The organism is Embleya sp. NPDC005971 (assembly GCF_040629175.1).
In the GTDB taxonomy this organism is placed as follows: Bacteria; Actinomycetota; Actinomycetes; order Streptomycetales; family Streptomycetaceae; genus Embleya.
Map to the genome: position 1 here is coordinate 89232 of NZ_JBEXUX010000034.1, position 24773 is coordinate 114004.

18 protein-coding genes and 1 pseudogene are annotated in these 24773 nt (G+C 72.5%); 7 read left to right on the top strand and 12 right to left on the bottom strand.

Annotated elements, in window-relative coordinates:
* Window positions 1-66: 66 nt before the first annotated feature.
* Both ABZ374_RS27475 and ABZ374_RS27480 read left to right on the top strand, forming a co-directional pair.
* Window positions 67-819, top strand: coding sequence for a CbtA family protein (locus ABZ374_RS27475; RefSeq protein WP_360315602.1), 753 nt, complete (start codon window positions 67-69; stop codon window positions 817-819).
* A gap of 194 nt (window positions 820-1013) precedes the next feature.
* Entirely contained in the window at window positions 1014-1508 is a 495-nt protein-coding gene (locus tag ABZ374_RS27480) for a hypothetical protein (protein ID WP_360315604.1), read from the top strand.
* Between the two features lie 14 nt (window positions 1509-1522).
* Here ABZ374_RS27480 and ABZ374_RS27485 read toward each other — a convergent pair whose 3' ends face one another.
* The 4 genes from ABZ374_RS27485 to ABZ374_RS27500 all read right to left on the bottom strand — a co-directional run bounded on the left by ABZ374_RS27485 (window position 1523) and on the right by ABZ374_RS27500 (window position 7049).
* Window positions 1523-3268 carry a protein kinase gene (locus tag ABZ374_RS27485; protein ID WP_360315606.1) on the bottom strand — a complete coding sequence of 582 codons (1746 nt, stop codon included), beginning with the start codon at window positions 3266-3268 and terminating at the stop codon, window positions 1523-1525.
* Window positions 3269-3319: 51 nt separating this feature from the next.
* Complete coding sequence (locus ABZ374_RS27490) at window positions 3320-3979, bottom strand: Lrp/AsnC family transcriptional regulator (protein ID WP_360315608.1); 660 nt, start codon at window positions 3977-3979, stop codon at window positions 3320-3322.
* On the bottom strand, window positions 3976-5373 hold the full coding sequence (locus ABZ374_RS27495; RefSeq protein ID WP_360315610.1) for an FAD-dependent oxidoreductase: 1398 nt from the start codon (window positions 5371-5373) through the stop codon (window positions 3976-3978). The genes ABZ374_RS27490 and ABZ374_RS27495 overlap by 4 nt, the downstream gene beginning before the upstream one ends.
* A gap of 227 nt (window positions 5374-5600) precedes the next feature.
* Window positions 5601-7049, bottom strand: coding sequence for an aldehyde dehydrogenase family protein (locus ABZ374_RS27500; protein ID WP_360315612.1), 1449 nt, complete (start codon window positions 7047-7049; stop codon window positions 5601-5603).
* Window positions 7050-7313: 264 nt separating this feature from the next.
* Between ABZ374_RS27500 and ABZ374_RS27505 the strand changes: the two genes are divergently transcribed.
* On the top strand, window positions 7314-8771 hold the full coding sequence (locus tag ABZ374_RS27505) for an APC family permease (protein ID WP_360315614.1): 1458 nt from the start codon (window positions 7314-7316) through the stop codon (window positions 8769-8771).
* A 106-nt stretch (window positions 8772-8877) separates the two neighbouring features.
* Window positions 8878-9453 carry a GNAT family N-acetyltransferase gene (locus tag ABZ374_RS27510; RefSeq protein WP_360315616.1) on the top strand — a complete coding sequence of 192 codons (576 nt, stop codon included), beginning with the start codon at window positions 8878-8880 and terminating at the stop codon, window positions 9451-9453.
* Between the two features lie 27 nt (window positions 9454-9480).
* On the opposite strand, the gene ABZ374_RS27515 is transcribed toward ABZ374_RS27510, so the two are convergent.
* Window positions 9481-14049, bottom strand: a complete 4569-nt coding sequence (locus tag ABZ374_RS27515; RefSeq protein ID WP_360315618.1) for a HEAT repeat domain-containing protein — start codon at window positions 14047-14049, stop codon at window positions 9481-9483.
* A gap of 190 nt (window positions 14050-14239) precedes the next feature.
* On the bottom strand, window positions 14240-15481 hold the full coding sequence (locus ABZ374_RS27520; RefSeq protein WP_360315620.1) for a carbohydrate-binding protein: 1242 nt from the start codon (window positions 15479-15481) through the stop codon (window positions 14240-14242).
* Window positions 15482-16178: 697 nt separating this feature from the next.
* Here ABZ374_RS27520 and ABZ374_RS27525 point away from each other — a divergent pair.
* Both ABZ374_RS27525 and ABZ374_RS27530 read left to right on the top strand, forming a co-directional pair.
* Complete coding sequence (locus ABZ374_RS27525) at window positions 16179-16922, top strand: GntR family transcriptional regulator (RefSeq protein WP_360315638.1); 744 nt, start codon at window positions 16179-16181, stop codon at window positions 16920-16922.
* A gap of 109 nt (window positions 16923-17031) precedes the next feature.
* Window positions 17032-18195, top strand: coding sequence for an ROK family transcriptional regulator (locus ABZ374_RS27530; protein WP_360315622.1), 1164 nt, complete (start codon window positions 17032-17034; stop codon window positions 18193-18195).
* Window positions 18196-18331: 136 nt separating this feature from the next.
* Here the strand turns inward: ABZ374_RS27530 and ABZ374_RS27535 are convergent, their stop codons facing one another.
* Window positions 18332-18973 carry an NAD(P)H-binding protein gene (locus ABZ374_RS27535; protein WP_360315624.1) on the bottom strand — a complete coding sequence of 214 codons (642 nt, stop codon included), beginning with the start codon at window positions 18971-18973 and terminating at the stop codon, window positions 18332-18334.
* A gap of 98 nt (window positions 18974-19071) precedes the next feature.
* On the opposite strand from ABZ374_RS27535, the gene ABZ374_RS27540 reads away from it, so the two are divergent.
* Window positions 19072-19461: a helix-turn-helix domain-containing protein gene (locus ABZ374_RS27540; protein WP_360315626.1), complete on the top strand. Its 390-nt coding sequence runs from the start codon at window positions 19072-19074 to the stop codon at window positions 19459-19461.
* A gap of 31 nt (window positions 19462-19492) precedes the next feature.
* Here ABZ374_RS27540 and ABZ374_RS27545 read toward each other — a convergent pair whose 3' ends face one another.
* The 5 genes and pseudogenes from ABZ374_RS27545 to ABZ374_RS27565 form a co-directional block, all read right to left on the bottom strand.
* Window positions 19493-20512 carry an SIS domain-containing protein gene (locus tag ABZ374_RS27545; protein WP_360315640.1) on the bottom strand — a complete coding sequence of 340 codons (1020 nt, stop codon included), beginning with the start codon at window positions 20510-20512 and terminating at the stop codon, window positions 19493-19495.
* A 363-nt stretch (window positions 20513-20875) separates the two neighbouring features.
* On the bottom strand, window positions 20876-21928 hold the full coding sequence (locus ABZ374_RS27550; RefSeq protein ID WP_360315628.1) for a hypothetical protein: 1053 nt from the start codon (window positions 21926-21928) through the stop codon (window positions 20876-20878).
* Window positions 21929-22654: 726 nt separating this feature from the next.
* Window positions 22655-23893 carry an ABC transporter permease gene (locus ABZ374_RS27555; protein WP_360315630.1) on the bottom strand — a complete coding sequence of 413 codons (1239 nt, stop codon included), beginning with the start codon at window positions 23891-23893 and terminating at the stop codon, window positions 22655-22657.
* Window positions 23890-24660, bottom strand: coding sequence for an ABC transporter ATP-binding protein (locus ABZ374_RS27560; RefSeq protein WP_360315632.1), 771 nt, complete (start codon window positions 24658-24660; stop codon window positions 23890-23892). Before ABZ374_RS27560 ends, ABZ374_RS27555 begins: the two co-directional genes overlap by 4 nt.
* A pseudogene (locus ABZ374_RS27565) lies at window positions 24657-24773 on the bottom strand (efflux RND transporter periplasmic adaptor subunit); the annotation flags it as partial. The gene ABZ374_RS27560 and the pseudogene ABZ374_RS27565, both read right to left, overlap by 4 nt.

Genomic DNA, 24773 nt, shown 5'->3' on the forward strand with positions numbered 1-24773 from the left:
GCACGGAACAGGTATCGCGCGATCCGTCCTCGCGGCGGGTCGCCAGACAGGAAGTCGACATCACGCATGGTGCGAAATCTGTTGATCCGCGGCATGCTCACCGGCGTGCTCGCCGGGCTGCCGGCCTGGGTGTTCGCGTGGGTGTTCGGTGAGCCGGAGGTCCGCAACGCGATCGCCTTCGAGGAGCACGAGGCGGGCGCGCACGGGGACCATCCCGAAAAGGAGATCGTCAGTCGTGGCGTGCAGAGCACAATCGGCATGCTGACCGGCGTGGGGGTGTACGGGATCGCGATCGGCGGACTGTTCGCGCTCGTCTTCGCGTTCGCGTACGGCAGGATCGGACCGTTCCGCCCTCGTGCGACCGCCGGGCTGCTGGCGTTGCTCGGGTTCGTGACGGTGATCGTGGTGCCGTTCCTGAAGTATCCGGCGAACCCGCCGGCGGTCGGCGACCCGGACACCATCGGGCGACGCACCGCGCTGTACTTCGGCCTGTTGGCGCTGTCCGTGTTGTTCGCGGCGGCGGCGGTACTGCTCGCCCGGCGGCTGACCCCGCGGCTCGGGGTCTGGAACGCCGTCCCGCTCGCCGTCGCGGCGTTCGTCGTCGCGGTCGGCGTCGCCATGTGGGCGATGCCGACGGTGAACGAGATCCCGGCCGAGTTCTCGGCCACGGTGGTATGGCGCTTCCGGGTGGCCTCTCTCGGCATCCACACGCTCATCTGGACCACGTTCGGCCTGGTCTTCGGCCTGTTGGCGGAACGTGTGCTCTTCCCCGTCGCCGATCCGCGACCCGAATCGCGGGTCCCGGCCGCCGCCGGTTGATCGGGTCGGCCCACCCGTGTCGTGGCCGGCATCCCTCACCGGCCACGACACCTCGCGCCGGCCGGGCCGGGTCGTACCCGGCCCGGCCGGCGGTGGCCCGACCCGACGCGTTCGGGTGGGATCGGCCCACCCGATAGGGTCGGTTCCCCGGATTTCCCCCTGCGGCAGCGACCGCCTTTGTAGGCTGCGAGACCATGCGCAAGATCGTTGTCGTCGGGATCGGCGGAGCCGGCCGCGCCGGGTGGGCCGATGCGCTCGGCGCCCGACTCGGGCTCCCGGTCACCCACTTGCCCACTCCGTACGACCGCGAGGACCGATCGACCACGACCGCCGAGGAGTTCGCCGACGCGCAGCGAGCGCTGATCGCGCAACCCGGCTGGATCCTGGTCGGCAACCATGCCCCGACGCTCGCCCTGCGGTTGGCCGCCGCCGACACCGTGGTCTTCCTGGACATCGGTCCGCCGGCCGCGATCGCCGATCTGATCGCCCACCGCCGACACCCCGAACCCGGCAGCCACGACCGGCTGAACCCGAGCGTGTTCCGCTCGGTGCTCGCCTACCGCCACACGGTGCGGCCCCGGGTGCGCCGGCTGATGGCCGAACACACCGACCCGGCCACGCCGGTACACACCTTCACCACGCACCGCGCCGCCGACCGCTGGCTGAACACCCTGCCGACGGCGCCCTGAGGGCCCACGACCGCTCAGCGCTGGACGGACCGCCGCAGCCGCCCCCATTGCGGATGCCACTGCCAACAACCGTCGTCCCCGCGCCACGCCCACGTGTGCCACAGGCCGCCCCGGTCGTCGCCCAGGACGAGTTCGAGGTGGCGAGGTCGACGGGCGGAGCCGGCGATGTGCAGGTACGCACGATCCGACGGGGGCAACGGGATGGGGCCCGTGTACAGGTTGCCGGCATCGACCGAGACACCCCCTTCCGCTTCGAGGATCACCATCGCCTCGTCCGGAAGCAGCACCATCGCCCGGGCCCGTGCCGGGCCGTACCGGGGCCGGCGCAGGTGTTCGGTCTGCGGCCCCGGGCTCAACCACACCCGGCCGTCCGCGTCGATCAGGCCGTACGCGGCCGAGGACACGCACGGCACGATCGCGACGACCCCGGCCGGCACCTCGCGCCCGCTGCCCGGATCGTGCAGGCGCCGCCAGTCCGGACCCGCGTCGATCCGGCACCACACACCCCCGTCGGCGTCGACGGCGAACAACCGCTGCCGAGCCCACGGAGCACCGGCCGCACGCACCCCGATCAACGCACTCGTCGCGCCGGGCCCCGGTTCACGCACCCACGGCGACCACGGCGACTTCGGCACCAGCGATTCCGGATCCACGGCCAACTCGCTCCGCCACAACCGGCCTTCGTCGTCGAGCAACCACAACATCTCCCGATGCAAGGACGGCGACGCGGCGGCGAGCGCCGACACCGGAGCAGGCGCCGGGTGGTCGAACGGCACCCATTCGCTCCACCGCTGCTCGACGTACCAGCGGTGCCACAGACCACGATCGTCGGCGGCGAACACCTCGTTGTGCGACTCGGCCAGCGAGGCGATCGTGAACACCGGGTCCGCCGGCCGGCGCGGCCCGCCGATCGGCACGGTCGCCGAAGCGTCGCGCAACCGACGCGCGACGACCCCCGCGCCGGGCCGCACGGCGGCGTCCGGGGAGGTCAACTCGTCGATCAGACGCAGGAGTTGCGGATCCACATCGGCCCGCCGCAGCAGCGCGGCCGAGATGCCCGCGGCCAGCCGCACCGCCTCCTCCTCGCGCAACTCCTGCACGGTGGAGGGAAGTTCGCCCAGCAGACACTGGCCCAGGATCACCCCGAGCGCCCACATGTCGTCCTCGGGCCGCACCCGGCGCCGCGTGCCGGTGGGCGCCGCGAGTCGTTGCGGCGACATGTAGGACAGCGTGCCGCCGAGGTCGAACGCGGACGTGCCGATCAGCGCCGACGTCACGTTGAAGTCGGCGATCTTCCACAACCCCCGGCAGCGCACGATGTTCCCCGGCTTGAGGTCCGCGTGCACCCAGCCGCGTGCGTGTACGTGTTCCAGCGCCGTCGCGATCCCGGACAGCGCCGCCGCCGCGTCCCCGGAGCGCAACGGGCCCTCGACGTCCAGGTGGTCGGCGAGCGAACGATCGCCCAGTTCCATCACCTGCACCAGGCAACCCGCGAACTCGCCCTCCTCGGCCACGAACGCGTCCACGTACGCCACCGCGTGCGGGCAGCCCAGGAGTTCCTCCTGGACCCGGATCTCGGCGAGCGCGGACTGCCGCTGCGCCGCGCTGCCCCGCGCGTGGTAGATCTTCACCGCGCGCCGCTCGACGATCCCGGCCGGATTGGCCCGCGCCCGGCGCGCCGGCAACACCCGCGCGAAGTGCCCGCTGCCCAGCGGCGCCGACACGTCGACCAGCCACTCCCCCACCCGCATATCGGTCATGCTGCGGATTCTAGGCAGCACGCGCCGGTGGCCGGTGGCCGAATCGGCGGCTCAACGATTGTCGCGCTGGTCCAACCCCGAACCCGGCGCTATCTCCGGCGAGTCGAGCAGCGAGGACTCCACACCCCCGACGCCCCAGCCGTAGGCCAACTTGTGTACTTCGAGGACGAAGAAGGAGTCGGTGGAGACCACCCCGTCGATCAGCAGCAGTCGGCGGTTGAGCAGGTCGGTGAAGTGGTCGGTATCGCGGCAGATCACCTCGACCATCACGTCGTACTGGCCGGCCACCATCACCACGTAGGACGTCTCCGGCAGTTCGCGCAGTTCGCGGCACACCTCCCGGGCGCTGCCGGCGCGGACCCGCATGCCGATCATCGCGAGCCGATCGAAACCGATCGTCAGCGGATTGGCGATGCCGACGATCTGGAGCGTGCCGCTCTCCTCCAGCCGCTGCACCCGATAGCGCACCGAGGACGCCGGGATGCCCAGGTCCTCGGCGATCTGCTTGTACGCCCGCCGGCCGTCGGCCTGGAGGATGGCGATGATGCGCCGGTCGATGTCGTCCAACGGGCCTGCGGGGTTCATGCGGCTGCTCCGGGTGTGCTGCGGCGCCGAGTTCGGCACGTCCTCTCGATCTTCGCCCGCCATCTTGCCCTGTTCCTCCCGCTCCTCGGGTGCGCCCCGCCCGCCGGTGCCGCCCGCCTCGGTCACGAATCGAAGCCCAGGCCGAGCCGGTCGAGGGTGCGCAGCCACATGTTGCGACCGCCGTGCGTGTCCTCGCGGGCCATCGACCAGCGGGTGGCCTGGATGCCGATCCAGCGCGCGGGCTCGGGCGGGAACGGGATCGGCTTGCGTCTGATCATCTCCAGCTCCGTACGTTCGGTCCGGGTCCCGGCGAGCAGGTCGAGCACCACCTCCGCACCGAACCGGGTCGCCCCCACGCCCAGTCCGGTGAAGCCGAGGGCGTAGCCGACCCGGCCGGCCGCGGCGGTGCCGGCGAACATGCAGAACCGGGTGGTCGAGTCGATCACGCCGCCCCACGCGTGCGAGAAGGCGACGTCGGCCAACGGCGGGAAGGTCGCGGCGAACTGCTCGGCGAGCACGTCGAACGTCTCCGGGCGCTGGGTCAGCGCCTCGTCCACCCGGCTGCCGAAGTGGTAGATGGCGTCGTAGCCGCCCCACAGGATGCGGTTGTCGTCCGTCTTGCGCACGTAGTGGAACTGGTTGCCCGCGTCGGTGACGCCGTGCGCACCGGTCCAGCCGATCGCGGCGAGCTGATCGTCCGTCAGCGGCTCGGTGGTCAGCGCGTAGTCGTACACCGGCACCATGCTCAGGCCGAGCCGGCGCAGCAGCGGCGGGTAGATGTTGGTGGCCAGTGCGACCCGGCGCGCGCCGACGATCCCGTACGGGGTGGTGAGCCGGATCAGATCGGCGGGCCTGGTGTCGATCGCGGTGACCTCGGTGCGTTCCACGATCCGTACGCCCGCGTCCAGGCAGGCCCGGCGCAGTCCCCACACCAGGCGGGCCGGGTCCAGGAGCGCGTAGTCGGGCTGCCAGACGCCCGCCGACCACAGCGGCGAGTCGACGTACGCCCGCAGCGCGTCGTCTTCGAGGTACGTGGCCTGCTCGCCGTGCCGATTGGCCACGGGTACGGACGCGCGCAGCGCCTGGGCCTGCCACGGGGTGGCGGCCACCGCGACCTTGCCGGTGCGGGCGAAGCCGCAGTCGATGCCGTGCGTGTCCAGGTCGCGTTCGAACGCGTCCAGGTTCCGCGCACCCAGGCGTTGCAGCGTGTCGATCTCGTCCGGCCAGCGCTGTAGGCCGTTGGCCAGCCCGTGGGTGAGGCTGGGTGAGCAGAAGCCGCCGTTGCGCCCGCTGGCGGCGTGGCCGCAGGTGCCCTGTTCGAGCACCAGGACGTCACGGCCGGGGTCGCGTTGTTTGGCGATCAGCGCGGTCCACAGCCCGGTGTATCCGCCGCCGACCACGGCCAGGTCGGTCCGGGTGTCCCCGACCTGGCGGGCCAGCGGCTCCGGGTGCTCGGGCCGATCCAGCCAGAACGGCTCCCGGGCGGTCCGGAGCAGCGCGGTGCGGTGGGTGGGGGTCATGCGGTTTCCCCTGCGGGTCGTGGCCGATATTCATGCTCTTGCTTGGCCTCGAACGCCGGCCGGGGCGGCGATGGCTCGGCTGACGCTTGGATGGCCCGGTTCGCGCGAACCGGCCCGGCCGGCGCTTGAGGCCACCTCGGACGCAGGCCGGGTCGAATCAGCCCGGCCCGCGTTCGAGGCCACCGGGCCGGGCCGGCGCGTGAGGCCCGGCCCGGCGATCGGGTCCCTCAGAGGTTGATGACGCCCGTCCGGAGATCGGACATGTCGAGGAGCGTGTGCTTGCCGCCGATCCGACCCCAACCCGTACCGCGGTTGCCGGCTCCGCCGAACGGCATGTTCACGTCCCAGAAGCACGTGCTGTCGTTGACCACGACCTGCCCCACGGCCATCTCCTCGACGAAGCGATACGCCGCCCGCATGCTGCTCGTGAACACCGCGCCCTGCAGGCCGAGCTTGTCGTCGTTGGCCAACCGCAGCGCGTCGTCCTCGTCCACCGCGGTGATGATCGGCACGACCGGGCCGAACGACTCCTCGCGCGAGAGCAGACTGTCCACCGGGACTTGGTCCACGACGGTGAACTCGTAGTACAGGTCGGTCGGCATGCCCTCCCGGCGCTTGCCGCCCAGAAGCACCTTGGCGCCCCGCTCGTGCGCGTCGGCGATGTGCCGGTCCATCTTCGCGGCGACACCCTCGTTGTTGAGCGAGCCCAGGTTGGTCGCGGCGTCGAACGGGTCGCCGAGCACCACGTCCTCGGCGGCCCGCAGTACGGCGGCCACGAACGCGTCGTGCACCTCGTCCACCACGATCACCCGCTCGGTGGCGCAGCAGACCTGGCCCGCACACAGGTACGCGCCGTAGACCGCGGCCTTGGCGGCGGCGTCCAGGTCGGCGTCCTTGAGCACCACCAGCGGGCCGTTGCCGGAGCACTCCATGATCGAGCGCTTGAGGCCCGCCGTGGCCTGGATCTTGGCGCCGGTCGCGGAGGAGCCGATGAAGCCGATCGCGTCGATGCCGTCGTGCCGCACCAGGGCGTCGCCGGTGGCGCCCTCGCCCGGGAGGATGTTGATCAGACCCTCGGGCACGCCGGCGGCGACGAACGCCTCCATCGCCTTGAGCACGGTCAGCGGCGTGTTGGCCGGCGGCTTGACCACGTGCGCGTTGCCGGTGGCCAGGCCCGGGGCGACGAACTCGGCGAGCATGAGCAGCGGGAAGTTCCAGGGGGTGATGATGCCCCACGTGCCGACCGGCGCGTAGAAGGTCCACATGCGCTTGGTGCCGTCGGTGGAGGGCATCGTCTCGCCGTGCAGCCGGACCGCGTCCTCGGCGTGCAGGTGGAAGAGCTGCGCGGCCTCCTCGATGTCGGCGACCGACTCGGCGAGCGGCTTGCCCTGCTCCAGGGTCTGCAGGCGGGCCAGCTCGTCGACGCGCTTGGTGATCTCGTCGCCGATGCGGTGACACAGCTCGGCACGCTGCCAGACGTTGACCCTGGCCCACGCGCGCTGCGCGGTGTTGGCGGCGGCGACGGCCTTGTCCAGGTCCTCCGTGGTGGGCACCGGGATGGTGGCGACGTACTCACCGGTGACCGGGCTGATCACGTCGTAGCCCTCGGCGCCGGAGCCGTCGACGTAGGCGCCGTTGATGAAGAACTGGTGACGGGCGGAGCCGTTGCTGCTCATGCGGGGGTCCCTCTCTGCCTTGGGGCGACGTTGTGCTCAGACTTCATCAGCAACTTTGACCTGTCAATAGATCTCAATGAGCAACTTCCACAGGTCTCATTTGTCGAATGAACAAAGACGAACCCTTGACGTGGTCGAAAACTCGGATCTATAACAGGGCCGACAGCAGGGCCACGGCGCCACCGCAGCCCGCACCCCCCTCCCCCAAGCGGCCGTCCCCCGGGCTCACCCGCCGGCCGCTCCCACCCCGCGAAGGGGACACAGATGTCCGCATCACCCAAGCCGGCCGCCTCCGGCTCCACCGGCCCCGCCACCTCCGGCACCGCGGCGAACCCGCCCGCGCTCGCCAAGAAGATGCGCTGGTACGACGGCTTCGCGATGTCGCTGACCATGCCCGCCGCCCTGATCGCCTCGCTCGGCGCGTCGATCGGCGGCCTGGGCGCGTGGGGCGCAATCGCCCTGTGGGCCGGCTCGATGGTCCTGGCCACGATCGCCAACTGGATCTACACCGAGCTGGCCGCGATGTTCCCCGAGTCGTCCGGCGGCATCGCGCACTACGCGACCGAGGGCTGGAAGAAGCGCGCCCCGTTCGTCGGTCCGCTGGCCAGCATCGGCTACTGGTTCCCCTGGACCACCGCGCTGTCCGTGTACGCGGGCATCATCGGCTCACTCGTCCAGGCCCAGTGGTTCAAGGGCCAGGACTGGACCCTGGACCTGGGCATCGCCGAGCTGACCTTCCCGATCGTGGTCGGTCTCGCGGTGATCGTGCTGCTGTTCGGCGCGGCCATGTTCGGCCTGCACGTCGCGATGTGGGTCGTCTACGTCACCGGCGGCATGCTCCTGGTGCCGCTCGCGGTGTTCATCGTGCTGCCGTTCGCCAGTGGCGACTGGAGCGCGAGCAACCTGCACTGGAACCTGCACGGCGCGGCGGGCATCCGCGAGTCGCTGGTGTGGCTGTACGTGATGGCCTGGACGTCGTTCGGCGTCGAGGTCTGCGCGACCTTCGCCCCGGAGTACAAGGACACCGTCAAGGACACCTCGCGGGCCCTGCGCGCGGGCGTGCTGTTCTCGCTGGGCGTGTTCATCCTGCTGCCGCTGGCGCTGGCCGGGTACGTCGGCGAGGGTGCGATCGCGCTCGACCCGACCACCTTCTACGTCGGCGCGTTCAACGACCTGGTGGGCGGCGCGGCCGACCTGATGGTGGTCTTCCTGATCGCGTCGCTGCTGCTGATCATGATCACCGGTCTGGCCGACGGTTCGCGCGTGCTCTACAACATGGGCAAGGAGGGCACCACGATCAAGCAGGTCGGCGTGCTCGACAAGCGCGGCGTGCCGGCTCGGGCGCTGATGATCGCGCTCGCGGTCAACGTGGTCATCCTGATCGCGCTCAAGACGCCGCTGGCGATCATCGTGACCGGCAACCTCGGCTACATCCTGACCCACATCCTGGCCATCTCCGGCTTCGCGATGTTGCGCAAGGACCGCCCCGACCTGGCCCGTCCGATCCGGCTGCCCGACTTCTTCATCCCGTTGGCCTGGCTGCTCGCCGCGTTCCTGACCGTGGTGCTGGTGGTCGGCGCGACCGGCTTCTCCATCACCGGCTACGGCGGCTACAAGGAACTCGGAGTCGCCTGCGGGGTGTTGATCGTCGGCGTCGCGCTGTGGCTGTACCGCACCAAGGTCCAGGACCCACGCGACGCGGCCGCGGCCCAACGCCGCTGAGCCGCACCCGATCACGAACGGGGTCCCGCACACCGGTGCGGGGCCCCGTTCGTCGTCGCCCGCCGAATCCCGCCCGGGCCCGGCGGGCACCGGGCACACTCGAACCATGACCACCGAACCCCCTCCCCCGTATCGACTGTCGACCTCCGTCGAGTTGACCGGCCCCGGAATCCGGTTGCGGGAGTGGACCGACGCCGATGTCCCGGCCCTGGTCGAGCTGTTCGACGAGGTCGAGACGGCACGATGGACCCCGCTCGCGTCGCCCTTCGACACCGATGCCGCCCGCGAGTTCCTGGCCAAGGGCCGGTTGTCGCGGGCCCGGGAGCGCTCGATCGAATTGGCCGTGACGCTCGACGGCGACGCGCCGTGCGGGGTGGTCATGCTGTTCGTCGGCACCGAGGAGGAGCCCGACGTGGCCGAGTTGGCGTACGCGATCGGGGCCGCCCATCGCGGCCGGGGGTTGGCCGCGAAGTCGGTCCGGTTGATGACCGATTACGCCTACCGGGTGGTGGGTGTCCGCGAGGTGGGCCTGCGGATCCCGCCGGACAACGCCGCCAGTATCGCGGTCGCCCGGGCCACCGGCTTCGTCCGCACCGACGCCCCGACGATCGTCCGCGACCGCCGCGGCAGTCCGTTCACCCTGCACATGTGGCTGCACCGGCCGGTGACCCCCACGCGCTGAGGCACACCGACCCCGGGGCCGGCCCGATCACCTCGGGGTCGCCGCGATGCGGTCGCGCAGTTCGAGATAGCGGGCGCGGCGATCCGGGCGGGCGCGGGCGGCGGCCCTGCGCAACATCGGCAACACCGGCGGACCGATCCGGGCCAATCCGTCGCCGGCCGCCTCGCGAATGGCCTGGTCGGAGTCGCCGAACAGGGTGAGCAGGGTCGGCACGGCGGGCTCCCAACCGGCGTGCGACAGGGTACGAATGGCCCCTCGGACGACATCGCGACGCGGGTCGTCGAGCAACTTCTCGGTGTTGCGCAGGTATTCGGGACGGTCCAGGATGCGCCGCGAGACCCGATGCGCGTGCAGCCGCACCCTCGGCACCGGATGGCTCAGCAACTCGACCACCAGCTCCCGGACCTGCGCATCGCGGCCATGCTCGTCGGCGAGTCGGGACAGGGCCCGGCGGGCCTGTTCGGGGGCGTCGCCGCGAACGACGCCGATCAGTTCGTCGCGCGTGGGACGCTCGGCGCCGACGGGCACGGCACGCCTGCGCAGCTCGATCAGCGCCGCACCGTTGCGGCCCGGAGCACCGGCCCGCAGCAGCGGTCCGTCGGTCAGGGTCAGCCGGTCGGCGAGGGCACGGTGGCCCTCCGCCCGCAACCGGCGTACCACCTCGGTCAGTTCCGGGGTGCGTCGGATCGACCGATCGAGCAACAGGTCGAGACCACCCCGGCGGCCCGCCGCGAGCCGGGTCCGCAACGCCTCGGCGAGCAGCTCGCCCGGGAGTCGACGGGCCGCGGCGAAGGCCTGTGCTCGGGTGGCCGGTGCGCCGTCCTCCCACCACGAGATCAGGAACGGCGCCATCCGCTCCAGGTCGTCCGGGCGCATCCTCGCGCACAGACCCGCGGCACGTTCCCGACCGGCCTCGTCGTAGCCGTCGAAATCGGTGATCGACAGCAGCTCCCGGGCGAGTTCGGCCCGCGGGGGCAGGTCGAACCCGCCGCGCAGCCAGGCGTCGAGGAGCACCCGCCGTACCGTCGGTTCCACCCACTCGCCCAACAACCGGGCGGCGGCGGTGCGGCGGGCCGGTTCGGCCGAGGCGAGCAGTGCGAGCAGCCGCTCGCGCTGGGCGGTCGAGCGGGGTTGGTCCAGATCGCCGGCCTGCGGAACACGCGTGGGCACCGCGGTGCGGGCGGCCTGCTCGGCCAGGGTCCACGGCGGTGCGTCGATCGGCTGAAGCTCCGTCAACCAGTCGAGCAGGGACGCCCGGGTCGACGCCTCGGCGTTCGGGAAGGCGTCGATCAGCGCGGCGACACACGATCGGGAGTCGACGTCGACGGGTTCGCCCGCAGCCCGGAAGGCGGCGAGCGCGCCGGCCGAGCGCACCGCGTCGCCGAGCGCGGACCGCCAGGCGGCCGCGGCGGCGGTGGTGCGGATCGCGGCGGCTGGGTCGATCGGCACCCCGGCGGTCGCCGATTCCGCATCCGCCGGCCCGAACACCTCGCGCAGCAACGCGACTTCGGCCTCCCAGGGATTGGGCCCGCGGCGCACCCCGGCCAGCGCCCGCTGCACGTCCTCGCGGGTGAGTACGGCCCCGCAGCGCCGCAGCACCGCCAACGGCGATCGACCGGCGAAGGATCGCGCCGGCAACGCGCGGATCCGACCCGCCAACCCGAAGCCGGCCACCTCGGACAACGAGCCCGCGATCGCTTCGAGCACCCCACCGACCCCGTCCACGGTGCCCAGTTCGGCCGCGAGCACGTCGAACGCATCTGCGAACGCGCGGTGTTCCGGATCCGACCAGGGCGCCGGGCAGGCATCGAGCACCAAACGCAGGACCACCGCCCGACTCGCGGGCCGCTCGCGCGCGAGCGCGAGCAACCAGGGCAACGCCCCGCGCAGGGCGTCCCGTTGGGCGCGGTTCGGCCGATCCGGCCCTGCGGCCAGGCGCAACACCGCCCGCGCGTCCCCGGCGGGTCGGCAAGATCGGGCGAGCATCGTCAGGTCGGCCCGGAGCTCGGCGTCCTCCGCCGTCGCCGGCTCGGCCGGCGCGTGGCCGTACGCCGCGAGTTCCGCCGCCAGGTCCGCCGGAGCGCCCATTCGCAAGGTGTGTCCGCCGGTTGCCAGGCCCGCGAGCAGCGGCCCGGCGAGCGGCGAGCCGCGTCGGACCAGCGCCGCCACCGCCGGTGCGGACAACTCGCGGTCCAGCGCGTCGAGCAGCAGCCCCCGCTCGCGGGCGTCCGTGACCCGCTCCGCCGCGGACACCACACACGCGGCGTATCCCGCGCCCAGAACGGCCCGCAGCGCGGCCGTCGCCGACTCGCGCAGGCCCGGGTTGTCGTGCCGGCCGAGCAGCCGAAGCAACGCCGGGACCTGGGCCGGCGTACCCGCGTCGAGCAGGGCCCGTGCCGCCGTCTTGCGGATGTTCATCACCGGGTGGTCCAGGCAGGCCGCGATCGCCTCGGCCGCCCCATGGGCCCGCGCCTCGCCGAGCGCCCGCAGGGCCTGCCGCACCGTCTGCGGGTCGGCGGCCGAGGTGAGCGGAATCAGGCTCGCGGACAACGACCCGGCCTCGTCGGGGGCGGCGGCGCGGGCCGACAGCGCGATGGCGCGCTTGCGGACGTGCGGATCGCGATGCCGGATCAGGTGGTGGATCCGTCGCTTGACGTCCGAGACACCGGTCCGACCCAGGAGGTCGAGCAGGACGGCCGTTTCGGCGGCGGTGATCCCCGCGCGGTCCAGCAGATCGAACGTGAGGTCGGCGAGCAGGACGTCGCGTGCCGCCTCCGGCCGGTCCGCGTCCAGGAGACACACCGGGCGCAACGCGCGGCGCCGGTACAGCCGTTCGCCGAGTCCGCCGATCGCTTCGAGCACCTCGTCCGGCACGACCGGTTCGGCGACCTCCTCCCCCCGGTCCGTCACCAGGTCGCTCACCACGCGCAGCAGCAGGTCGGCGAGCGTGGGAAGGGTGCGCGCGTCGCCGTTGCGGGCGAGCCGGCACAGCGCCTGCACCGGCCGTCGCGCGTCGAGGTCGGCGGTGAGCAGCGCGAGTTCGTCCGGATCGGGGATGCCCAGGTCGGCCGCGATCCGTTCGGGCAACTCCCGGCGGTCGAGCCGGGCGCGCAACTCCCGGCGGGCCTGCGGGTCGTCGGTGAGGTGCCACACCAGTTCCAGCGCCCGATCCGCCGCCGCGCGCAGGTGCGGCACGATCACGCCGTCCGGGTCGTCCATGGCCAGCCCCGCGCGCAGGGCCGCGACCGTGCGCGGGCCGCCGATCGCCTCCAGGGTGCGCAGCGCCGCCCCCGGGGCCCGGGGCAGGGCGGCGAGCACTGCGTCCTCCGCGTCACGATGGCGCAGTTCGCGCAGGACGGACAGGATCGGCTCCGGCCGCCGCGAGTCGGCCAGCCGCGCGGTGAGCACTTCGCCGACCGGCAGCTCGGGTGCGCCCTGCTCGGCCAGCGCGCGCAGCAGGTCCAGGCAGCGGGGCCAATCGGGATCATCGTCCGACACCGCCGTCAGCGCCCGCAGTGCCTCGTGCCGCACGGTGAACAACACGATCGCGAAGTGCACCGGGGAGACCCGGTGGTCGGCGAGCGCACACTCCACGACGGCCGGCACCTCGCCGGGTCGCACGAAGTGCCCACGTTGATGCATCGCCCGCAGACACGCCGCGAACGGCTCGGCGAACAGCAGCGGATCGGTGCGGGCGAGCGCCGACAGCGCCGCCGTATCGCCGCGTTCGGCGAACTCGCCGACCAGCGTGAGCGCGCGCCGCCGCCGCTCTCCGGGCAGGCGCGGATCCGCCGCGATCTCGCGCAGCAGCCCGGACAGGCCGAACCGGGCGGCCGTCTCCACGGCCTGCGCGTGCTCGGACACCGACCGCCGCAACGCGGCCTCGATCCCGGACGGCGCCGCGCCGAAGGCCCACGGCTCGGCGAGTTCGGCCAACGCGCCCGCAACCACGGGCGCGCCACCGACCGGATCCAGCAGCTCGACCAACCGGTCGCGCGCCCGCGCCGGGTCGAGCAACGCGCCGTGCACCGCCTCCCGCAGCACCCGCAGGGCCGCCGCGCGCAGCACCGGCTCGGGCCGGGCGAGCAACGCGCGCAGGTAGCCGTCCGGATCGGCCGGCGCCTCGGCGTCGATCGCGCGCACCGCCTGGTACAGCTCCTCGCCCGGGGGTTCGGCCCCCAGGGTCGCCTCGGGCCGGCCGATGATCCGCGCCCGCAACCAGGCGACCCGGACCCGGGCCGGCCACTCGGTCGGATTCCCGTCGGCGCGTCGTTCCGGCAGCGGCACCTGCGCCGACACCGACAGTCGGGCATACGCCTCGGCCGACACCAGGGCCGTCTCGGCGGGCAGCGCGGGCACGGTCGCCGGCAGGGTGGCCAATTCCGCGGCGGTGCCCGGATCGGCGCTCGCGGCACGCTCCCGGAGCAGCACGACGCCGAGGTGACGCAGCGCCGGGTCCGAGTGCCCGATCAGTGGCCGCAGCACCGTGACCGGGCAGGCCGTATCGGCGAAACGGGCGAAGAGCCAATCGACGTCGGCCCGCCGCACGGCATCGGACACGGCATCGGAAACGGCGGCATGATCCGAGGTCGTCATCGGTCGATCCTAGGCATCCGGTCCGGGACCGGACGAGCGAGTATTCCGCGTTCCCGCCCACCGGCGACGGGCCGGAGTCGCCCGATCGGCGACTCCGGCCCATCCTCGCGCTCACCGCGGCGTCGTCACGCGCGGCGGCGAAGGTCGCGCACCGGCCGGGGTCGGTGCGTCCGGGTCGGCGGGTCCGGGGTCAGCAGGCGCCCAGGTCCTGCCAGACACCCCATTGGCCGGTCGTACCCGGCTCCTCACCCTGGGTCCACCACTTCGCCTTCCACGAATGACCGTTGTGCGACACGCTGTTGTTCGCCGTGTAGATCGCCGCGCGGTCCCACGGCGTCGTGCTGCACGTGCTCGGCGGGACGGTGGTCGGCGGGGTCGTCGTGGGCGGGGTCGTGGTGGGCGGCGTGGCACCCGCGAACCGGACGGAGTACTTGGTGAAGTCCCAGGCGGCCTGCGGCACGCTGCTGCACACGCCCGAGGTCTTGCCATTGTTGTCCGGTGGCGTGCACTGACGGTCCCGGTTGACCGACCAGTTCGTGAAGCGCGCCATGTGGTGGCTGATCGCGTAGTCGTACACGGCCTGGAAGTCGGCCTGGTAGAAGTACTCTCCGGTGTCGCTGCGTCCGTTCATCTGCGAAATGCCCTCGTGCGCGTAGGCGGTGGCGGTGTCCCAACCGAACGTGTTGCGCAGGATGGTGTTGAAGTTGGTCAGCGCCGAGGTCTGCGCGGCGGCTCCGTTGAACCCGCCGTCGAACGGCATGATGGAGAAGTTGTCCGGGACGAAGCCCTGCGCCTTGGCCTCGTTGAGCATCTGCTTGCCGAACCAGCCGGTGCCGTCGGCGGTGGCGGCCGTGGTCACCGAGAGGTAGATGCCCGGGTTCCGCTGCTGGATGATCCGGGCCGCGCCGATCTCGTTGCGGATGGCCGCGGCGTTCTCGTACTCCGGTTCCTCCAGGTCGAAGTCCAGCGCCTTGAGCGCGTACTTGTCGATCACCTGTTGATACGCGGCGGCGGTGGCCTCGGGGGTGCCGCAGGTCTGGCCGAGCTTGGTGCCGCCGTAGCCGCCGGCGGAGGCCGAGACGTCACCACCCTTGGCCCGGATCGCGGCGATCACCCCGGCCACCGCGGTATCCGTCGAGGTCGGCTTGGTGCCGTCCCAAGTCGGCGTACAACCGCCGCCGTTGGGTGCCAGGATGAAGGCGAGCTGGAACGCCTTGAGGCCGGTGGCGTCCATCACCGCGCCGGCGTCCGGCGGGTCGTTGTCGAGCGGCATCAGGTAGGGGGCGGCGGCGTACCAGTTGCTGCCGATGCCGGTGGTCGCCGGTGACGCGGCGGGGCCGGCGGCGGTCGCACCACCGGTGAACGCGAACAGCGAGATCAACCCCGCCGACGCGGCTGCGGCGGCGAGGACGGGGACGTAGCGACGTGCCACGGGGGACTCCCTCGGGGGACTTGGTATAGACCAATGGCCAAAGGGTGGGCCTTCCCCTTCCGACCCGTCAATACATTGGACTGGACCAATTTCCGGGCCCGACGCGCACACCCGGACCGACCTGCGCATCCACCGGGACCGACCCGCGCGCCCACCCGATCCGACTCCGGGAGATTCCGCCGGGTCCGGACCGACGCGCACTCGCACCGCCCGCTTCGACACGTTTCCACACGATCCGGCGTGCTCGGTCAACTGCCTTGGTACATGGGCCAGTTACCGTTGGAATCGCACGCTCGGCCGCAGCGCGGAGGGCGCTCTTCGCCGCGCGTTCGACCTCGGCCGCCGGGCGGACCGACGCCCGATGTTCGCCCGGGAGTCGCCCGGGCGGGGAAACCTTTTCGTCGGGTCGCCTTCACCATCGGGCAGGCTCCGGGCACGAGGCCGCGACCGGCGTGTCGCGAGGTTTAGCCGGCCCGCATCCGGGCCCGCGCGCGCGGCGTGACATTCGCGCAGGTCAGCTCGGGTGTGGGCGGTTCGGGCCCGGTGGTGTGAGCCAGGTCACCGGGAACTCGGACCGACTTGGTCTGGACCTTTCGCGGTCCGACGGGGTTATATTCAACCGTCTTTACTAAACCGAGCATGCAATAAGTCCGCGCCGCGCAGGCGTCGGCCAGCCGAGGGGGCGTCCGTGAGCAGCATGGCGACATTGCCGGACGAAGCGGTCTTCGGCGAGCCCAAGTACTGGCAACTGCGCACCTCGCTGCTGAAGGCGATCGAGGCGGACTTCAGCTCCGGCGACATCCTGCCGAACGAGCGCGACCTCGCCGCCCGCTTCGGCGTCGCCCGGGCCACCCTGCGGCACGCGCTCGAACAGCTCGAACTCGAAGGCCGACTGGTCCGCAAGCGCGGCGCCGGCACCACCGTCGCCGGACCGCGCGTGGACGTCTCGCTCAGCGCCGAGGGCGAGGGCTGGCCGGGTGTGGACCTGCGCGACCGCGAGGTGATCGACTGCGCCACCGTGCCGGTCACCGACGACTTCGCGGACACCCTCAAGGGCCGCCCCTCGGCCCTGGTGCACCGGTTGCGCCGCCGACAGTTCTCGATGCGCCAGGTGGTCGGCCTGGAATGCCTGTACGTCTCCCGCGCCGTGGTGCCCTCGTTGTCCACCCGGGTCCCGGGCTTCGAGCGCGCCTCGCTGATGCTGCGTCAACTGCGTGGGCACCGCCTGGAGAGCCGGCACCGCGCGGTCGAACTGGGCGTGGCCGAGGCCGAGGAGGCGCGTTACCTGGAGCGCCCGCCCGGTACCGCCGTGCTGATCGTGACGACGACGTACACCGCACTCGGCCGGACCGCCGCGGTCACCGTGGCCACCTACCGCGCCGACACCTGCCGGCTGGCGTTCGCCGAGGCGGGGCCGACCGCGTTGCGGCCCGCGTCCTGATCACGACGCGAAACCTGGGTACCATCCGCGCCTGAGCGACGACGTATCCGACGGGCCCGACGGCCCGGTCGGACGTGCCGCGCGACGGCGCGACGAGAGGACATGAGCTGTGGCACAGGCGACGGGCGGGGACTCCTCCGTGGTCCGGCGGATCAACTCCGCGGCGACCCTGCGCACGTTGCGCGGTGGCGAGGTGTTGACCGTGACCGCGCTGATGGAGGCCACCGGCCTGTCCCGCCCCACCGTCGAGGGGGTCGTCGACGGCCTGCTCGCCGAGGGCCTGGTCGTGGAGACCACCACCGCCGAGAGCGAGGACGGCAGCCGGCCGCGCGGCCGGCCGGCCCGCCGCTTCCGCTTCCACGCCGAGGCCGGTCACCTGCTCGGCATCGACGTCGGCGTGCACCACATCCGGGTCGTGCTCGCGGACCTCGCCGGCACCATCGTCGGCCGGGCCGCGCGCACCGTCGAGGAGGACTGCGAGGCCGAGGATCGGCTCGAACGCGTGCGCGGCCTGATCAGCGAGACGCTGCGCCGGGCCCAGGTCTCCCGGGGTTCGTTGTGGGGCGTGGGCGTGGGCACGCCCGGGATCGTGAACACCGAGGGTGTGGTCACGCTGTCCTCGGCGATGCCGGGCTGGACCGGCCTGGACCTCGGCGGCCGACTCGGCCGCTCGTTCAGTTGTCCGATCCAGGTCGAGAACGACGCCAACCTGGCCGCGATCGGCGAACGCTGGAAGGGCATCGCGGTCGGTTCCGACGACATCGTCTACGTGATGGCCGGCCTCAGCCCGGGCGCCGGCTCGTTCATCAACGGCCGCCTGCACCGCGGCTTCGGCGGCGCCGCGGGCGAGATCGGCGCGCTGCACCTGCTGGGCCGCCAGGTCACCCCGGAGAACCTGCTGTCCACCACCGGCACGCCGCTGCCGCCACTGGACGAGGCGGCCGTCGGCGAGGTGTTCCGGCACGCGGCCGAGGGCGACCGGACCGCGACCGAGGCGGTGGACCGCTTCGTCCAGCGCCTGATCCACGACGTCACCGCGCTGGTGCTGGCACTGGACCCGGAGATCGTGGTGATCGGCGGCTGGGCGGCGGGCCTCGCGGACGCGGTCCCGCCGCTGACCACCGAACTGCGCCGACTGTGCCTGCGCATGCCCCGCGTCGAACTGTCCGCACTGGGCGCCGACGGCGTCGCGCTCGGCGCCGTACGAGTCGCCCTCGACCGAGTCGAACACCGCCTGTTCGCGGTCGAACACACGGGCTCGGCGCGGGCCTAGGCTCCTGTCCGGCGGGTCTTGGTGGGGCCGCGCCGCCCGGCACCGCACCTCGCCGCACCGGACGACGCGGCCCGCTCCACCAAGATCCACCGGACAGGGGGCCGGCCGCCGGGCCGGGTGCGGTGCGCCGGCTCGCTCATCGCCCGTCCTCGATCCCGACGTGCACCCCGCGCAGCTTCGGCGCGTCGATCTCGTCCAGCAACGCGATCGCGAAGTCCGGGTAGGACACCCGGCTTTGCGCATCGGCGGGCGCGACGCGGCAGTTCCCGGTTCGAACGCCCTCGTGGTCGAAGTCGCCCGCCGGGCTCAGCACGACCCACTCCGGCGCGCCGTCCCACGAGCGCAGCGCCGCGTTGCCCTCGCCGTGCGCGAGGAAGAACGCCCGGTACTCCTGCGGGTAGTCCGGCGTGTCCATCAGCGGTTCGCCGGACGCGGTCGGCAACACCGAGGCCAGGCCCACCCACACCAACCGCCCGACCCCCGCCCGGGACAACCCCGCGAGCAGCGCCCGCACCGCCCGCACGAAGAAGTCGCCCATCGGCGCGGCCGGGTCGTACACCGCCGCGATCGCCGCGTCGTGGCCCACCGCGAGCGCCGCCACCGCGTCGGCGTCGGTCACATCACCCGCGACCACCCGTACCTCCGGGCCGGCCAGATCCGCGTACTTCGCCGGATCGCGCACCACGGCGGTGACCCGGTGCCCCCGGCGCAATGCCTCCGCGACGGCCGTGCGTCCGGTCCGCCCACCCGCGCCGAAAACGATGATGCCGTTGCTCATGTGTCCACCTTGTTCGTCCGTCGATCCCTGGTCGCGACTGCCGCGGCCAAGCTACCCAGGGCGGTGGTTACCTCTCGGATACCTACTACGGTGGGCCCATGAGCGAGGCCACCGAAGAGCCCCTGTCCGCGGACATGTTCGATCCGGTCTGCCCGTCGAACCTGTCTCCGATCCGCTTCGGCGACAAATGGGCGGCGATGATCATCCGCTGCCTGGAGCACGGTCCCCGGCGCTTCTCCGAATTGCGCGTGCCGATGCACGGCGTCACCGCGAAGGTGCTCACCCGGTCGCTGCGCACGCTGGAGCGCGACGGTCTGATCAGCCGCACCGCCCACGATTCCCCGGTCCGCCGGGTGACGTACGCACTCACCCCGCTGGGCCGCAGCATGCTGGTCCCGATGGCCGCCGCGTGCACATGGGCAAAGACGCACTGGGACGAACTCCTGGACGCGCGCGAGGCGTCGGCCGACCTGAACCGGACCGCCTGACGGCACCGCCGGGCGGCGACGGCCCACCGCGCTATCGCGTCTCGGTCACCTTCGCCAGCGCCCGCGGCGCGTCCGGGTCGCAGCCGCGTCCCAACGCGACCTCGCGGGCCAGCAGTTGCAACGGCAGGATCTCCAGGATCGGCGACACCTCCTCGGCGACCCCGGTCGGCAGCACGAAGCCCCGACCGTACTCGGCCACCGACTCGGCGGACCCGATCACGTACAGATCCGCGCCCCGTTCGCGCAGCCGATCCAGCACCGGCCGCAGCGCCTGCCCGCCCGCACCCTCCGATGCCACCGCGAGCACCGGCCAGGCCCGGTCGACGATCGCGAGCGGGCCGTGCATCAGGTCCGCGCCGGAGAACGCCTGGGCGCCGATGTAGCTGGTCTCCATGATCTTGAGCGCGGCCTCGCGGGCGGTCGGATATCCGTAGCCGCGCGCGGTGACCACGAGCCGGTCCGCGAACCGGTAGCGCTCGGCGGGCGCCTCGACCTCGGCCTGCCGGTCCAGGATCGCGCGAGCCGCGTCGGGCAACACCCGGGCGGCCTCGCCGGTGCCGCCGCGCAGGTGGTCCACCAGCAGGAACAGGGTGAGCAGTTCGGCGGTGTAGGTCTTGGTCGCGGGCAGCGCGAGTTCGGGACCGGCGAGTACGTCCAGGTGCAGGTCGGACTCACGGGCGAGCACCGACTCGGCGTTGTTGGTCACCGCGAGGGTGAGTGCGCCGTCCGCGCGGGCCTGTCGGGCCGAGGCGATCAGGTCCGGCGAACCGCCGGACTGGCTCACCGTCACCACCAGGCAGCCGGCCAGTCGTTGCCGGGCGCGGTAGGCGGTCGTGGTGGACATCGAGGTGAGTCCCGCGGGCAGACCGAGCAACACCTCGGTGAGGTAGCGCGCGTACAGCCCCGCGTTGTCGGAGGTGCCACGCCCGGTGAACAGCACGAACCTCGGGTCCCGCGCCCGGATTTCCGCGGCGACCGCCCCGATCGCGTCGAGCCCGTCGGTCAGGATCCGAGCCAACCCTTCGGGCTGGGCCGCGATCTCACGGGCCATCACCGAGCCGGGAGCCGGGGCAGGGGCGGTGGGCAGGGGCGAAGCGGGCACGGGTGGTACCTCCGGCTACGACGAAGCGGAGCACGAAGTGGCGGACTCGACGTGCCTCGGACACACCGGAAGGACGCCCGGCGGGGTACCTCGACGGTATCCAGCACCCGGAACGGCACGCAATATTGGTCTGGACCTCTGCCCCACCGGCCCTTCGACGGGCACGCCGCCCAAGTCCCGTCGGCGCCGATCCCACACCGAGCGAAACAGCAGCCGGGAGGCCGGCCGGCCCCTCCCCGGCCGCAAGCGCAGTGAACCCCGTGGTGCTTGTCGGGTGGCTTCGGCCCCGGACGTGGGGGCGCGCCGGTGGGGTCAGGCGTTTTCGCGGGTGCGGGTGGGGGCCGGTTCCGAGGCGGGGGTGGGGACCGGGTCCGGGGTGGGGTTGGGGCAGGTCGTGCGAAGGGCGCGAAGGCGGGCGCCCGGGGCGGCGGCCAGTGCGCGGAGGCGGGCGCGGGGGGCGGCGGTCGAGGTGGCGAGGCGGGCGCGCGGGGTGTCGGTCCAGGCCAACCAGCGGGGGCGGGTGTGGCCGGCGAGCAGGCCCAGGACGATGGCGGCGCCTACCGCGATCAGGTGTTCGCGACCGGCCAGGTTCGGCAGGATGATCGACTCCAGGACCATCGAGCCGCCGGTGATGGTGAAGAGTATGGGTGCGCGGTGGATGACCGAGAGGTACGTGAACAGGCCGACCACCGCCGCCGACGGACCCGTGTCCAGCACGTGCGCGGCCGACGAGGGCAGGCCGAGTGCGTGGTCCGGACCGATCGCGATCATGACCCTGGCCCCCATCGTGCCGGCGAGGGTGGTCACGTAGGCGACCATCAGCGTGCGACCCGCGCCGAGCGAGAGCTGGGCGATGGCGAACGCGAGGAACAGTTGCGTGATGCCCGCCCAGACCGGCAGGTTCAAGGCCGGCACGAACAACGACACCGGCGTCCGGAGCAGCGCCAGCCACAGCGGCAGGTCGGCACTCACGCCGCCGACGAGCCGGACCACCGTCTTGCCCGCCGGCGTCTGCCCGATCGCGTGGAAGAAGATCACCGCGGAGCTGGCCACGACCGCGAGGGCGAGCCCCTTGCCGCGGCTGCGCCACAGTTGGCGCACCGGATCCGCGACGATGCCGCGCCACTCTCCGCACAACGTCCGCCACAGGAAGAGCAGCAGTTGCCAGGGGGCGGACCACAACCGGCCCCGCCAGTCGCGTCGCGTGGTCTTCGCGTCGTCGCCGGCCACCGGAGCCTGCACGGCATCCCCGGCCGCGGTCTCGGCGGCGACCGGCACCCGGGCCCGCGTGAGCGTGCCGGTCGGGGCGGATCCGCCGGCGACACCGTCGCCGTCGTCCCGGCCATCGTCGAGAACGCGCAACACTGCTGATCAACCCCCAACGACTCGTCGAGTCCGACGGCCACGGACCCGGGCCGGTGGCGATGTGGCGTTCACCACGCCCTGCCCTCGGCTGCGCCCCTCGATTACGGGGACACGACACACCGTCGGTGGATTGACGCTGGGCGGACGCTCCGCGGTTGCGACATTTTCCGGTCGGCCGGGCGATGCGAGGTGGTGAACCGCTTTCCGCGTCAAAGATTACCGACTGCCGGCGCCGACCATCGTCAACCCAATCGATGACTTCACCATGCCTGCGTCATCATCTGGTCGTACGTATCCCCTCCGCTCCCACGCCGACCTGCGCGGACGCCGATTGCCCGGCGTGGCCGTGCCGATTGCCCGGTGTGGCGACGGCGATTGCCCGGTGTGGCGACCGGCATGGTCCGGCAGACCTGCGGCCGGGTGGGCCCGGAATCGGCCCCGGATCGGCGTAAAACGCCTGGTGGGGAGCCGAATGCCCGGTGGGGGGTCAGGAGTGCGGAGCGGAGGTTCGGACACGATGAAGCCGCCCGCTCGTGGATGGTGGGATCCACGAGCGGGCGGCTTCGCCGAGGGCGGGAGGGGTGGGCAGGCGCGCCGAATACCGGTAGTCGTCCCGTGCCAAATCTTGCCCAGGTAGTGCCCAGATTTTGCCCAGGTTCCACACAGGTGGCTTCCGACGAGAAGCCGAACCGCCCCGATCCGCCACTCTCGCCCTCAGCCTCACCCTCACCCCGAGCTGAGTGCCTCCGTCGGGGGCAGTCGTGCCGCCCGGCCGGCCGGGTACAGGCCGGCGAGTGCCCCGATCGCCACCGATGCCGCGACGCCGCCCAGGATGGCCGGCCACGGCAGGACCAGTGGCCAGCCCTGTGCGTGGGCGTAGCCGCTGGTCACGATCAATCCGAGCACCACGCCGGCGACGCCGCCCAGGCCGGAGAGGGTGACCGCCTCGGTGAGGAACTGGAGGCGGATCTGGCCGCGACCGGCGCCCAGGGCTCGGCGCAGGCCGATCTCCTGGCGGCGTTCGAGGACGGAGATGACCATGGTGTTGGCCACGCCGACCCCGCCGACGAGGAGGGCGACGGCGCCCAGGCCGACGAACAGTGCGGTGAAGGTGTTCTTGGCGGCGAGTTGTGCCTCCAGCGCGTCGGAGGGTCGGCTGACCTTGACGCCGGCGGGGTCGGCCGGATTGGCCGTCGCCGCCAACACGTTGCGCACGTCGTTGACCGCGTTCTCGGCGGAGCGCTCGTAGATCCGGGTCGGATGCCCGTCGAAGCCGAGCAGGTCGCGGGCGGCCTGCCAGCCGACCAGGGCGGAATGATCCACCTCGGGGGCCAGCGGCACCTTGGCCAGGACCCCGAGCACGGTGAACCACCGGTCGCCGATCCACACCTGCCGATTCGGCCCGTCGACGCCGAGCAGCTCGGCCGCCCGCGCGCCCAGCACGACCGTGGGATAGCGCGAGTTGGCCGCGTTGAACCACTGCCCCTTCGCCACCCGGCCGCCGATCGTGGCGAGCAGATCCTCGCGGGTCGCGGCGACGGTGATGCCCCCGGTCACCCGCGGATCGATGCGGTCGGTGCGCCGCACGCTCCGCCCGTCCAGTTGGGCGGTGGCGCTGGCGGAGGTCACCGGGCCGATCCGGCGCACCATGTCCACCGCGTCCTCGGGCAGCGGCACCTTCCCGCCGAACATCGAGTCCCCCGGTCCGACCGAGAGCATGTTCGTGCCCAGGCTGCGGATCTGCTCCATCAGCCGCGCCTGGCTGGCGGTGCCGATGCCCAGCACCGCGACCATCGCGGCGATGCCGATCGCGATCCCCAGACCGGACAGGACCGCGCGCATCGGCCGACCGCGCACCCCGAGCAGCCCGACCCGCACCACGTCGACCGGTCCCAGCCGCGCGGTGTCCGGCAACGGCAACGGCGCAGGCCGGCCGACCAGGGTGTCCCGGTCCGTCGTCGTCATCCGTGCACCCCCACCGGCAGCGCACCGGAGACACCGCTGTCCGTGTGGATGCGGCCGTCGAGGATCTCCACCCGACGCGGCAGCGACCGGGCGATCCCCGGGTCGTGCGTGATCACCACGATCGTGGTCCCGTCTTCGTGCAGTTCGTGCAGCAGTCGCATCACCGTCGCCCCCGAGCGCGAGTCCAGCGCGCCGGTCGGCTCGTCCGCGAGCACCAACGCGGGTCGGGCGACCAACGCGCGGGCGATCGCGACGCGTTGCCGCTCGCCGCCGGACAACTCGCGCGGGACGTGGTCGAGTCGACCACCCAAGCCCACCCGGGCCAGCGCGTCGGCCGCGCGTTCGCGCCGCTCGCGTACCGGAATCCCGTGGTAATAGAGGCCGTTGGCCACGTTGTCCACCGCTGTGAAGTGCTCGGTGAGGAAGAACTGCTGGAACACGAAACCGATCCAGTTGGCCCGCACACCGGAGAGCTGACGGTCCTTCAGCCGCGCGACGTCGTGCCCGAGCAGCCGCACCACCCCCTCGGTCGGTCGGTCGAGCGTGCCCATGAGCTGCAGCATGGTCGACTTCCCGGAACCGGACGGCCCGACCACCGCCAGCAGTTCGCCCGCCCCGATGGTCAGATTCGCGTCGATCAACGCCCGCACCCCGCCGGGGTAGGACCGGCCGACACCGTCGAGTTCGATCACCGGCGGGGTACCGCCGGTGCTGCCGGGCGGCAGGGATTCGGCCGTCTTGCGCGATGCCGCGCGATGTCTCCTCATGCCTTGGGCACCCCGACCTTCAGTCCCTCGGTCACGCCGTCGCCGGTCACCTCGACCCGGCCGTTGGCGAACATCCCGAGTTCGACCTTCAACAGCCGGGTGCCGCCGCCGGG